This window comes from Methanobrevibacter sp., assembly GCF_045577275.1.
Lineage (GTDB): Archaea > Methanobacteriota > Methanobacteria > Methanobacteriales > Methanobacteriaceae > Methanobrevibacter.
This window is the reverse complement of record NZ_JAZNIB010000076.1, coordinates 1-9,937: the sequence shown is the minus strand read 5'-3', so window position 1 is coordinate 9,937 and position 9,937 is coordinate 1. Positions and strand designations below refer to the sequence as shown.

The following is a 9,937-nucleotide window of genomic DNA, read 5'->3' as shown; positions in this document are numbered from 1 at the left end:
CTCCAAAATGGAATAAAGACAACATCACAGGCTTTTATTTGAGATTAAACAAGAGCAAGGATTCTGACATCATCAATTGGCTTTCGGAGGTTGACAACAAACAAGCATATATCAAGGAGCTCATCAGAGTTGACATTCTTGCCAACAATTCAATTGATTGATACAATTAAAAGACCTTATTTGAGGGCTCTTTGTATCCATAAAGAACACCACACAGAGAAAAGCTGTCTCAATCTCCCTGATGAGATGGCTTTTTTCATGGAAACAAAGACAACATCTCTCCATATAATTAAAAGGGAGGTGATTTTGATGGTTGAGATTTATCTTTTAATGTTGAGAGAAGGAAATCAGAATGCTCAGGTTGAGACATTGCAAACATTGCTGAATGCCAGAGGCTTTGAGGGTGAAGATGGTCAGCCTCTTGATGTTGATGGCATCTTTGGCAATAACACAGATTATGCTGTGAGATCATTCCAAAGAGATGAGAATCTTGATGATGATGGAATTGTTGGTTTTAATACTTGGAGTAGAATCTTGAAAACAGATATTTAATTAAATTACTGAAAAGAACATCAGCAATGGTGTTCTTTTCTTTGTTCGTCATTCACATTCTTTGATTCCTGTCAACATCCCTATTTTACTACATTTGACAATTATCTTGTTTTATGCTTTCCGAATATTTCACAGCTATTGGTGAATAATACATCTGGAGGTGTTTTCATGGACAAACAATCACTTGAGGTTATATTGCAAGGTCTTGAGGTCATGTTCATTGTAATTGAGATAATTATCATTTCTTATGATGTCTTTAAGAAGAAAAAGAAATGAAAAGAGCTCCAGAAATCCAGAGCTCCTCTCTCATCCAATTATGTGATTCTTTATTTCTTTGATTCAATTCCAGCTCTCATCAATTCCTTTGCTGTTGCTTGCATGTTCTTTCCATCCAGAGCCCTGATGATATCAGCATCCTTTTCATTATGGAGCACAATGCTGATTCTCTTGCAATTGGATTTCCAATATTCTTTCATGTAATTTCCATATGTCTGTTTCATCTGTTTCTCCATCAGATTGTCTGTTTGTTCAATCAATTGTTCAAAACAATCAATTTATTGAAATTTCAACATGCACCATGCTGTCTCATTTCTAAACTTGACAATCCTGAGTTTGATTTGTTTTTTAGATTGCCATCCAATTGGGCACAATTGCCCTTCCGAAAAATCAAAAGGGTAATGATGACAATCCTTGAGAATCAATGCCCCCCGTCATGTCGCATCACAATCCTTGAGAGTATAGTCTCATTGCTGTCTCCCAGAGACACTCTCAAGCCCTTCTGTCCTAAGACACCAGCCCCAGCCTCAGCTCTGTTGTTTAAGGTCAGCCACAGCGAATCCCTGACCTGACAGATGAATGATGTGTGATGCTCCACCATTGCACCGAGCTCATTTTTCACCATCACAAGCTGAGCCACACTCTCGTTTTATATTTCAGGGCTTTCAGTTGGGAATCAAGCCCCAGCCATTGCTGGCTCAAGTATTCAATTGTTGTGTTATCTTAAATTGACCAATAAATCTGGTCATTCATGATACATCAATAATCATATAATAGAATGACCAGAATTGTCAATTAAATTTTCATGTAAATCTTTAAGGTAAATTTTTCCTTCCTTGCTTGTTTATTATATTCGATATGTTCAATCAATGATCTCAGAATCTCATTCTTTGCTTTGACATCCATCTCATCATATTTCTGGAGACATCTTTCAAGGATTGGAATCCCTGTCTTGATGTTCTCCATCTCTTGCTCATCCTTGTCATCTGATAATTGTTGCCGAGATTCCAGCAATCCATTCAGCTCATCCTCAAGAATTTTCACTCTTGAGAGGTATTTCTCTTTGGAATAGATGCCCTCCTCCAGCAATTCACAGCATCTCTCAAGCATTGCATCTCTTTTCTTGATCTCAGCATCAATTCTGACAGCCAGATTTGCTCTCTCAGATGCCTTGAGCTCAATCCTTGATGAATTATCATCAATGTATTTCTGAAAGCCTCTCAGAGCCTCTGTGAGCTCCAAGAGCAATTGTCTTTCCACATCTTCAAATTTGGTTGAATGTGTTTTGCAATTTAATGTGTTGCATGATAAATATTTGACCTTTGCTCCATTTATTTTCATGACCATTGATGAGCCACATTCAGAGCATCTGACCAAAGATGCAAGAGGATTGATGATCTTGAGAGACCTTCTGACATTTGGAGCTTTTGATGTGAGCCTCCTCTGTGCCTGAGCAAAGAGCTCTGGCTCAATCAAGGGCTCATGCTTGCCTTTTGTCCATTCATCATCAATCTTGGCATTCTTGACATGGAGCATGCCAACATATGTCTGATTTTTCAAGACCTCTCTGATTCTCTGAGGTTGCCAGCTCTTGCCATTCCTTTGCATCAAGCCACAAGCATTCAGCTGGTGAGCAATCTCTGTCAATCCATCTCCAGAAACATATTTGGTGAATATCATTTTGACCACATCAGCCTCTTTGTTATCTGGAATCAGCACAAATCCTTTGTCTCTCTTTTCTTTGGAGAATCCAAATGGCAACACTGAGCCTGTGTAATATCCCTCAAGCAATGCTGAGATTCTCCCTCTCAATAATCTTCTACATATAGTTTTATATTCCCTTCTTGACATGAACAATCCAAACTCAAAGAATTCCTCATCAATCTCATTGTCTGATGCCAGATCATAAATCTTGGTCAATGTATGAATCTTTGTGTTTGATTTCTTAAAGACCTCCAGAATCTCAGCTTGGTCAGCCTGATTTCCTCTTGAGAGCCTCTCCAGCTCAATGACACAGACAGCATCAAACATGCCAGCCTTGACATCAATCAGGAGCTTTTGCATCTCAAATCTGGCTGAGATGGATTCTCCAGAGACAACCTCTTTATAAATCTTTTTTATTATCAGGTCATTTCTCTCACAATAATCTCTGAGCATCTTTTCATGTCTGGCAAGAGTGACATCTCTGGTCTCATTGTCCTCATCTCTGGATTTCCTCAAATATATTGCAACATTACTCATGAGACCTGTTTCCTTTTATGTATTGAGAAAAATCATGAATGGCTTTCAGCTCAGCCTCAGAATAATTGTCCAGAGTAAATGTCAGAGAATGTCTGTCACCATACACAAGAGCCTCCATGCTCACATCAAAGAATGATGCCAGCTTGCTCAAGTTTTTCAATGTGATTCCTTTGTAGTCTTTTGTATACCATGCATTTATTGTTGAAGGAGCAATGCCAATGGCTTTTGCCAGCTCACTCCTGTTGATTTTGTTTCTATCCATTAAAAATTCCAAATTATATAAAAAATTCAATTGAATCCCTCCTCTTTTCTATAATAATTGATGTTTCAATATCTTGTAAATGAATATCAATAAAATAATAAAAATTTGGTGTATAGTTATAAATTATTATTGCAATAAAGCAAATCAATGCTATCATTTATGGTGTATAAGATTTCAATAAATTGAAATCATAAAACAATAAATTGAAAAGGAGGCTGTGATTCATGGAAGAAATCACAAAAGAAAAGAAATCCAATGTGTTATTCCCAAATCTATTGGCTGAGCTTGCCAGATTAAACATGAGCAAGAGTGAGCTTGCCAATGAGATTGGAATGGCTGTGTCATCTATTTATGGCAAATTCAATGGAGCAACAGATTGGACATTGGAGGACATGGATGCCATCAAGAGAGCTCTGGAGGCTCATGGAGGTCAGGAGACATCTCTTGATTATCTATTCAGGAGGGCTCTGTGATTATCCGTAAAAAAGAGACATCACATGAGGCTTTAAGAGACATTTATGAGGTAATGAGGAGGCACATCAAGGATTCTGATTGTTTCCTCTCACAACAAGAGCTCAGAGAGCTCAAGAAGAATCCAAACAATTTTATATCAGGAGGACATCACAAATGATTCCAAAGGATGAAATGAAAGAAATGAATGAAACATTGTCAGAGGTTGCAAAGATGAAATTTCAATTTGACCTTTTGAAACAGGTCATCATGAATCATCTTGTGTTGAATTATGATGGCACAGGGATGAGGCTTGATGATGACAGATTGCTCATTGAGGTCATGTGCTTGATTGACAATGATGGCATGATGAAACTGTTTGACGAGAGGATAAGGCAAAGGAAAAGAGCTGATGAGACAAGCAAAGAGGTTGCAATGACAAAGGAGGATGACATCAATGGCTGAGACAAAGACAAAGGCAATGAGCTTGAGAGAAAAGCTCATGAGAATTCAGGTTGAGCTGAAAGCTCCAAAGAATTTATATAATTCTTTTGGCAAATACAAATATAGAAATGCTGAGGGCATTCAGGAGGCTCTCAAGCCAATGGAAAAGACCTATAATGTCACAACAATCCTGACAGATGAGATGATTGAGCTCTCTGGGAGAGTTTATGTCAAGGCAATTGCCACAATCATGGATTGTGAAACAGAGGAGATGATCTCAACAACAGCATATGCAAGAGAGGCTGATGCCAAGAAGGGCATGGATGAGGCTCAAGTGACAGGAGCAACATCAAGCTATGCCAGAAAATATGCTCTCAATGCTCTGTTTCTCTTGGATGACACAAAGGATGTTGATTCTGAGGAATATCAGGCACAAAGCAAGGATGCAAAGCCAGCTCAGGCAAAGCCACAGGCTCAGACAGCTCCAGCTGGTCACAGCTATGATGACATCAAAGCCAAATACAATGAGCTGATTGCATATTGCAAGGAAAATGGCTTTGACATCAAGGATGTTGCCAAAGAATTTGGTCTGAATGCAAAATCAACATATGAGGAATTTGACAATGCTCTGAGGAGGCTCATCTATACCAAATCAAAGAAAGAGGCATCAGAGAAGGTGTCTGAATATCCAGAGGAGGTTTAAGCATGCAAGAATCAGTTTCACAGGATAGAGATAAATTTATCGGAGGCTCAGACATTCCAATCATCATGGAGCTGTCTCCATTCAAATCCAGATTTGACCTCTTGCTTGAAAAGGCTGGATATAAAAAGAATGATTTTGAGGGCAATGTGTTCACAGAATATGGCAACACAATGGAATCCAAGATCAGAGACCACATCAATTCAGGGCTCATCTCCACATTTGCTGAGGGCAAGCACATCATGGATGTGCCAAAGGATTGGAATGAGCATCCAAATGGCATGAGAATCAGATGCCACACTGATGGAGAGATCAAAGATGCAATCCTTGAAATCAAGACCACAGCTCAGATATTTGACAGCCTTGATGATTATCAGATTTATTTGGTGCAAATCCTTTTTTATATGGCAATGACAGGCAAGGAAACAGGATTGCTGGCTGTTTACAAGAGACCAGATGACATGGATGAGACATTCAATGCTGACAATCTTCAAATCTGGGAGATTCACATGACAGACCATCATGCTCTGTTGAATGACATCAAGAATGCTGTCTCCAGATTCTTGGATGATCTTCAAAAGGTCAAGAGCAATCCATTCATCACAGAGGATGAGCTCTTGCCAGCTGAGATTCCTGAAATCACAAAGAGAATCATTGCTTTTGAGCAACAGGTCTCAAGAATGAAAGAGCTGGAGAAGAAAATCAAGGCTGAAAAGGACAGGCTCAAGCAAGCAATGGAGACAGCTGGTGTCAAGAAATGGGAGACACCAAATGGATATAAAATCACATTGATTCCTGATGCTGAGGACAAAGCTGTGACAGATGAGTTTTTCAATGCTGAGAAATTCATGGCTGAGCATCCTGAGCTGGTGGAGCAATACATGGAGACCAAGACATCAATCAAGAAGGGCACAAAGGGATATGTCAGAATCACAGCTCCAAAGGAGGACAAATGACATGACAAATTCAGAATTGATTGCAAAGCTGGAGAATCTTGAGGCTATGATGATTCCTTCTTGTTTCAAGGTTGACATGGAGGCTGTCAAAGGTCATATGCTTGAGCTCCTTGACAAGATGACAACAAACAACATGAGCTCATCTGATGTTGTTGCTGTGCTTGAGGTTTTTATTGCATATTTAAGACAGGAGGAATCATGACATTTGAGAGATTGTCAGCTCTCACAAAATTGGTGAGAGAATACGAATGCCACAAGATGCCAGATGAGAATGTTGTCATCCTCATCAGCTTTGACCAGCTGAGTGAATTGAGAGCCATGTGCTTGAAATCAATGATATTCACACAAGAAAACAAAGAATATTTCATGGGCTGTGAGGTTGAGATGGTGCATGAGCATGATTATGTGGCTGTTGCTTATGCAAGAGATGAGAAATGTTATAAAAAACAGGAGGTTAAAAATGAGTGAATATGGCTCAGGAATGTCAATGGCTGAGATGTTCAATCTTGACAAAGAGAGAATCAAGATGGCTCTCAAGGGAGAGCTGGTGTCTGGTGAGGATGAATCTGGATTCACATATGCTCCAGCATCAAAAGAGGAATGTGATGAATATATCCTCAAGGCTTTTGACAATGCTGTTTTTCATTGTCTCGAATGTGCAAGGTCTGGGAGAGCTCTGGAGAAAATCCTGAATGAGCTCTGTGGCATCAAGCCAGAGAATTATTTTTATGAATACATGAAAATCACATCAGAGCTTGAGAGAGAAGATGCTGAGAAATATGAATTTTACTTTGAGGAGGAGCTTGAGACAGGAGAGGAGGGTGATTCTGATGATTAACATGACAGCTGTCATCATCACAGCAATTATTTGTGTCACTGTTGTTGCATTATGCTGGATTGGGAGGAAAAAGCAATGAAAGACTACAAGACCATTGTTGAGACCATTCTCAAGAATCATCCAGATGCCAGAGATTCTGATTTCAGATTATATGGCTGGATTTGTGCCAATCTCAAGCCAGATGTCATGGATTTGCCATTCAAGCAAGTAATGTGGCAACACAGAGAGCTTGATTTGCCATCCTTTGACACAATCCAGAGGCACAGACAAAAGCTCCAGCATGACAAGCCTGATCTGAGGGGCAAGAATTATGAAAAGAGGATGGAAAAGCAATCAGAATATAAAAACGAATTTGGGAGGAGATATTCATGAATAAAGTTGAGTTAATTGGAAGATTGACAAAAGAGCCAGAGATCAAGCTGACATCCAATCAGACACAATATTGCAATTTCACCATTGCTGTTGACAGGAGATTCAAGGATGCCAATGGTCAGAGACAGGCTGATTTCATCAATTGTGTTGCTTGGAAACAGACAGCTGTTTTCATCCAGAAATATTTCCATAGAGGAAACAAGATTGGTGTTGTTGGGAGCATCCAGACAAGGAGCTATGATGACCAGAATGGACAAAAGAGATTTGTCACAGAGGTCATTGTTGATGAGGTTGAGTTTGTGGAATCTCAGCCATCAGCACAGCCATCAACAGCTCCAAATGAGACAGCTGTGACAGCTGACACATCAGCTCCAGCTCCTGAGCCTCAATCTGAGCCAGCTGAATTGCCTTTTGAGATATGAGATGGCAATCCTATAACAAATACAAGAATCAAAGAACACAATATAAGGGCATCAGCTTTGATTCAAAGAAGGAATGTGAATATTACATATATTTGGAGAATCTTGAGGCTCAGGGAGCAATCTCTGAGCTCAAGAGACAGGTCAAGTTTGAGCTCCAGCCATCATTCAAGCACAATGGCAAGACAATCAGATCAATCACATATGTGGCTGATTTCACATACTATGACAAGCAAGGAAAATTCCACATTGTTGACACCAAAGGTGTCAAAACTGATGTTTACTTGATGAAAAAGAAGATGATGCAATATCAAGGGTATGAGATTGAGGAGGTCTGAGGAGGTGAAAGAATGATTGAGGGATATTTGCCAATCATGAGAATCCCAGAGAGTTGTGCTCAATGCAATTTCAAGATTGCCAATGCTCTTGGATTCAAGGTTGTTTATAAATGCAAGGCAATCAAGAATAAAACCAGACTAATCACAGACAATGAGCATCAGCTGACATTGCCAAGACCTGAATGGTGTCCAATCATGGAGATGCCAATCAAATAATCAGATAATTGCATATTATTTTGAAAAAGCCTAAAATTATATATAATTGAGGGCTTTTTTAATGCCTAAACTAAAAAAGGAGGAGACAATCATGGGAAATTTGCACAAGAGTGACCTCATCAGATGGTGCAAAGAGCAAGAGGGCACAGAGGAGCATCCAATGGGCTCAAATCGCACAATCTATGGAGAGATTGTTGACAGAGCTGGGCTGTTTGCTGGTGACAAGAATGGGATTGCATGGTGTGGCACATACTGTGAGGCTGGTGTCTTTGAGAATGTATATTCAGACACAAATCCTGATTATGATGACAATGACAGGAAATGGGACACATTATTCTTTTTATATCAGCCAAATCCATCACAGAATTATGCTTGTGCTTGCAAATGGTTTGCAAGGTATTTCAGAGATGCTGGTGCATGGCATGGCAAGGATGATTTTGAGGAGGGAGACATTGTTTTCTTTGGCTCTGAGGGTGAGGAATATCATCAGGGCATTGTCATTGGGAGACCTGATGACAGATGTGGATTCTATTCATCAGAGGGCAATCATAACAACAGAGTTGAGACAGTATGGCATGATATAGATGAAAACATCTCTGGATTTGGTAGACCAAGATATGATGATGAGGTTGATGAATCAGGACATGATGATTCAAAGCCTGAGCCTCAGCCTGAGCCAACACCAGCTCCAGAGCCAACACCAGAGCCTGTTGATGATGACCATTTCAGAGCTGATTATGCTGGCTCATGGAGAGTTGATGCTCAGAATGGATTGAGGCTGAGAGAATCAGCTGGAAATGGAGCAATCATCACTGTGATGCCTTATAAATCGGAGGTCATTGCATCTGGTGAATATACAACAGTGAATGACATGGATTGGCTCTTTGTCAGCTTTTATGGTGTCAAAGGCTGGTGCTCAAGAGAATGGCTCACAGGTCACAAGGAGGTCTGACATGATGAATAATAAAACATATGACATTTTGAAATATATTGCTCAGATTGTATTGCCAGCTATTGCAACATTGTATTTTGCATTGGCATCAATCTGGGGATTGCCTTATGGAGAACAGATTGTTGGCACAATCACAGCAATTGATGCTTTTCTTGGAGCTCTCTTGATGCTCTCATCCAGAGCATACAACAAGGAGCTTGAGACAAAGGAGGCTGACAACAATGGCAAGTGATAACATCACATTGAAGGACACTGTTGAGCTGATGCTGTCTGATGATTACAAGGATAGATTCAAGGCTGAATATTTCCAGACAAAGCTCAGATATGACAAATTGAACAGGATGATTGTCAAGGCTGATGCTGGCACATTGGAATTTGAGCCTGATTGTCCATTGAATATGTTGAGAGCTCAGCTTGAATCAATGGATGTTTATTTGCACATGTTGGCTGTCAGAGCTGAAAAAGAAGGGATTGACCTGACATGGCAAGGCTGAAAGCATGCTCTGTCTGTGGCAAGATTCATGATGCATCCAAGAAATGCATCAGAAAAGATGCCAGAATGGACAGAGAGCACAAGCTCAGACAGACAAACAAATGGCACAGCAAGAGCCTTGAGATTAGAGAGAGGTCTCATTGGCTCTGTGCTGTGTGTCTGGTCAATGGCATATACAATCATGAATCTCTTGAGGTACACCACATCACAAAGCTGAGAGACAATCCAGATGGCTTGCTTGATGATGACAATCTTGTTTGCTTATGCACAACACATCACAAGCAAGCTGATGATGGTTTACTTGAGCCAGATATGCTGAGACAGCTGGCTCAATTGAGAGATAAAAATCAATTATGGCTCTGACAATTACCAATGAAAGAGAGCCCCCCATCCATTTGAGACCAATTTGAAAGAGCAAAATCAAAATA

At 40.0% G+C, this 9,937-nt stretch carries 20 protein-coding genes; 17 read left to right on the top strand and 3 right to left on the bottom strand.

The genetic code is table 11. From position 1 onward, the window contains the following. Nucleotides 1-138: 138 nt before the first annotated feature. Nucleotides 139-552, top strand: coding sequence for a peptidoglycan-binding protein (locus tag ACKI67_RS02745; RefSeq protein WP_407461871.1), 414 nt, complete (start codon nucleotides 139-141; stop codon nucleotides 550-552). 326 nt (nucleotides 553-878) lie between these two features. Here ACKI67_RS02745 and ACKI67_RS02740 read toward each other — a convergent pair whose 3' ends face one another. From ACKI67_RS02740 to ACKI67_RS02730, 3 genes are all read right to left on the bottom strand, one after another. Continuing rightward, entirely contained in the window at nucleotides 879-1,088 is a 210-nt protein-coding gene (locus ACKI67_RS02740; protein ID WP_407461870.1) for a hypothetical protein, read from the bottom strand. 535 nt (nucleotides 1,089-1,623) lie between these two features. Next, on the bottom strand, nucleotides 1,624-3,069 hold the full coding sequence (locus ACKI67_RS02735) for a recombinase family protein (protein WP_407461869.1): 1,446 nt from the start codon (nucleotides 3,067-3,069) through the stop codon (nucleotides 1,624-1,626). Then, nucleotides 3,062-3,343 (bottom strand): helix-turn-helix domain-containing protein, encoded by a 282-nt coding sequence (locus ACKI67_RS02730; protein ID WP_407461872.1) that lies wholly within the window; start codon nucleotides 3,341-3,343, stop codon nucleotides 3,062-3,064. Before ACKI67_RS02730 ends, ACKI67_RS02735 begins: the two co-directional genes overlap by 8 nt. Nucleotides 3,344-3,555: 212 nt before the next feature. Here ACKI67_RS02730 and ACKI67_RS02725 point away from each other — a divergent pair, with 212 nt between their 5' ends. From ACKI67_RS02725 to ACKI67_RS02650, 16 genes are all read left to right on the top strand, one after another. Next, nucleotides 3,556-3,804, top strand: coding sequence for a hypothetical protein (locus tag ACKI67_RS02725; protein ID WP_407461868.1), 249 nt, complete (start codon nucleotides 3,556-3,558; stop codon nucleotides 3,802-3,804). After that, nucleotides 3,801-3,962, top strand: a complete 162-nt coding sequence (locus ACKI67_RS02720) for a hypothetical protein (RefSeq protein WP_407461867.1) — start codon at nucleotides 3,801-3,803, stop codon at nucleotides 3,960-3,962. The genes ACKI67_RS02725 and ACKI67_RS02720 overlap by 4 nt, the downstream gene beginning before the upstream one ends. Continuing rightward, nucleotides 3,959-4,246, top strand: a complete 288-nt coding sequence (locus tag ACKI67_RS02715) for a hypothetical protein (protein WP_407461866.1) — start codon at nucleotides 3,959-3,961, stop codon at nucleotides 4,244-4,246. The genes ACKI67_RS02720 and ACKI67_RS02715 overlap by 4 nt, the downstream gene beginning before the upstream one ends. Continuing rightward, complete coding sequence (locus ACKI67_RS02710) at nucleotides 4,239-4,928, top strand: ERF family protein (protein WP_407461865.1); 690 nt, start codon at nucleotides 4,239-4,241, stop codon at nucleotides 4,926-4,928. Before ACKI67_RS02715 ends, ACKI67_RS02710 begins: the two co-directional genes overlap by 8 nt. Before the next feature lie 2 nt (nucleotides 4,929-4,930). Further along, nucleotides 4,931-5,881 (top strand): YqaJ viral recombinase family protein, encoded by a 951-nt coding sequence (locus ACKI67_RS02705; protein WP_407461864.1) that lies wholly within the window; start codon nucleotides 4,931-4,933, stop codon nucleotides 5,879-5,881. A 1-nt stretch (nucleotide 5,882) separates the two neighbouring features. Further along, nucleotides 5,883-6,083 (top strand): hypothetical protein, encoded by a 201-nt coding sequence (locus tag ACKI67_RS02700; RefSeq protein ID WP_407461863.1) that lies wholly within the window; start codon nucleotides 5,883-5,885, stop codon nucleotides 6,081-6,083. Further along, nucleotides 6,080-6,349, top strand: coding sequence for a hypothetical protein (locus ACKI67_RS02695; RefSeq protein ID WP_407461862.1), 270 nt, complete (start codon nucleotides 6,080-6,082; stop codon nucleotides 6,347-6,349). The genes ACKI67_RS02700 and ACKI67_RS02695 overlap by 4 nt, the downstream gene beginning before the upstream one ends. Beyond that, nucleotides 6,342-6,719 (top strand): hypothetical protein, encoded by a 378-nt coding sequence (locus ACKI67_RS02690; protein ID WP_407461861.1) that lies wholly within the window; start codon nucleotides 6,342-6,344, stop codon nucleotides 6,717-6,719. Before ACKI67_RS02695 ends, ACKI67_RS02690 begins: the two co-directional genes overlap by 8 nt. 75 nt (nucleotides 6,720-6,794) lie before the next feature. Next, complete coding sequence (locus tag ACKI67_RS02685; RefSeq protein ID WP_407461860.1) at nucleotides 6,795-7,091, top strand: hypothetical protein; 297 nt, start codon at nucleotides 6,795-6,797, stop codon at nucleotides 7,089-7,091. Continuing rightward, nucleotides 7,088-7,513 (top strand): single-stranded DNA-binding protein, encoded by a 426-nt coding sequence (locus tag ACKI67_RS02680; RefSeq protein WP_407461859.1) that lies wholly within the window; start codon nucleotides 7,088-7,090, stop codon nucleotides 7,511-7,513. The genes ACKI67_RS02685 and ACKI67_RS02680 overlap by 4 nt, the downstream gene beginning before the upstream one ends. After that, nucleotides 7,510-7,848: a DUF1064 domain-containing protein gene (locus ACKI67_RS02675; RefSeq protein ID WP_407461858.1), complete on the top strand. Its 339-nt coding sequence runs from the start codon at nucleotides 7,510-7,512 to the stop codon at nucleotides 7,846-7,848. Before ACKI67_RS02680 ends, ACKI67_RS02675 begins: the two co-directional genes overlap by 4 nt. Before the next feature lie 12 nt (nucleotides 7,849-7,860). Further along, nucleotides 7,861-8,064 carry a hypothetical protein gene (locus tag ACKI67_RS02670; protein WP_407461857.1) on the top strand — a complete coding sequence of 68 codons (204 nt, stop codon included), beginning with the start codon at nucleotides 7,861-7,863 and terminating at the stop codon, nucleotides 8,062-8,064. Between the two features lie 91 nt (nucleotides 8,065-8,155). Further along, on the top strand, nucleotides 8,156-9,016 hold the full coding sequence (locus ACKI67_RS02665) for a hypothetical protein (RefSeq protein ID WP_407461856.1): 861 nt from the start codon (nucleotides 8,156-8,158) through the stop codon (nucleotides 9,014-9,016). A gap of 1 nt (nucleotide 9,017) precedes the next feature. Further along, on the top strand, nucleotides 9,018-9,248 hold the full coding sequence (locus ACKI67_RS02660; RefSeq protein WP_407461855.1) for a phage holin: 231 nt from the start codon (nucleotides 9,018-9,020) through the stop codon (nucleotides 9,246-9,248). Next, nucleotides 9,238-9,510, top strand: coding sequence for a crAss001_48 related protein (locus tag ACKI67_RS02655; RefSeq protein WP_407461854.1), 273 nt, complete (start codon nucleotides 9,238-9,240; stop codon nucleotides 9,508-9,510). The genes ACKI67_RS02660 and ACKI67_RS02655 overlap by 11 nt, the downstream gene beginning before the upstream one ends. Beyond that, the gene (locus ACKI67_RS02650; RefSeq protein WP_407461853.1) at nucleotides 9,498-9,872 is read left to right on the top strand and encodes an HNH endonuclease; all 375 of its coding nucleotides are present in this window, start codon (nucleotides 9,498-9,500) and stop codon (nucleotides 9,870-9,872) included. The genes ACKI67_RS02655 and ACKI67_RS02650 overlap by 13 nt, the downstream gene beginning before the upstream one ends. Nucleotides 9,873-9,937 lie beyond the last annotated feature (65 nt).

Excerpts from the sequence above, each read along its gene's own strand:
- ACKI67_RS02735 (WP_407461869.1), bottom strand. The coding sequence starts at position 3,069 with ATGAGTAATGTTGCAATATATTTGAGGAAATCCAGAGATGAGGACAAT.
- ACKI67_RS02725 (WP_407461868.1), top strand. The coding sequence starts at position 3,556 with ATGGAAGAAATCACAAAAGAAAAGAAATCCAATGTGTTATTCCCAAAT.
- ACKI67_RS02715 (WP_407461866.1), top strand. The coding sequence starts at position 3,959 with ATGATTCCAAAGGATGAAATGAAAGAAATGAATGAAACATTGTCAGAG.
- ACKI67_RS02710 (WP_407461865.1), top strand. The coding sequence starts at position 4,239 with ATGGCTGAGACAAAGACAAAGGCAATGAGCTTGAGAGAAAAGCTCATG.
- ACKI67_RS02705 (WP_407461864.1), top strand. The coding sequence starts at position 4,931 with ATGCAAGAATCAGTTTCACAGGATAGAGATAAATTTATCGGAGGCTCA.
- ACKI67_RS02700 (WP_407461863.1), top strand. The coding sequence starts at position 5,883 with ATGACAAATTCAGAATTGATTGCAAAGCTGGAGAATCTTGAGGCTATG.
- ACKI67_RS02695 (WP_407461862.1), top strand. The coding sequence starts at position 6,080 with ATGACATTTGAGAGATTGTCAGCTCTCACAAAATTGGTGAGAGAATAC.
- ACKI67_RS02690 (WP_407461861.1), top strand. The coding sequence starts at position 6,342 with ATGAGTGAATATGGCTCAGGAATGTCAATGGCTGAGATGTTCAATCTT.
- ACKI67_RS02685 (WP_407461860.1), top strand. The coding sequence starts at position 6,795 with ATGAAAGACTACAAGACCATTGTTGAGACCATTCTCAAGAATCATCCA.
- ACKI67_RS02680 (WP_407461859.1), top strand. The coding sequence starts at position 7,088 with ATGAATAAAGTTGAGTTAATTGGAAGATTGACAAAAGAGCCAGAGATC.
- ACKI67_RS02675 (WP_407461858.1), top strand. The coding sequence starts at position 7,510 with ATGAGATGGCAATCCTATAACAAATACAAGAATCAAAGAACACAATAT.
- ACKI67_RS02670 (WP_407461857.1), top strand. The coding sequence starts at position 7,861 with ATGATTGAGGGATATTTGCCAATCATGAGAATCCCAGAGAGTTGTGCT.
- ACKI67_RS02665 (WP_407461856.1), top strand. The coding sequence starts at position 8,156 with ATGGGAAATTTGCACAAGAGTGACCTCATCAGATGGTGCAAAGAGCAA.
- ACKI67_RS02660 (WP_407461855.1), top strand. The coding sequence starts at position 9,018 with ATGATGAATAATAAAACATATGACATTTTGAAATATATTGCTCAGATT.
- ACKI67_RS02655 (WP_407461854.1), top strand. The coding sequence starts at position 9,238 with ATGGCAAGTGATAACATCACATTGAAGGACACTGTTGAGCTGATGCTG.
- ACKI67_RS02650 (WP_407461853.1), top strand. The coding sequence starts at position 9,498 with ATGGCAAGGCTGAAAGCATGCTCTGTCTGTGGCAAGATTCATGATGCA.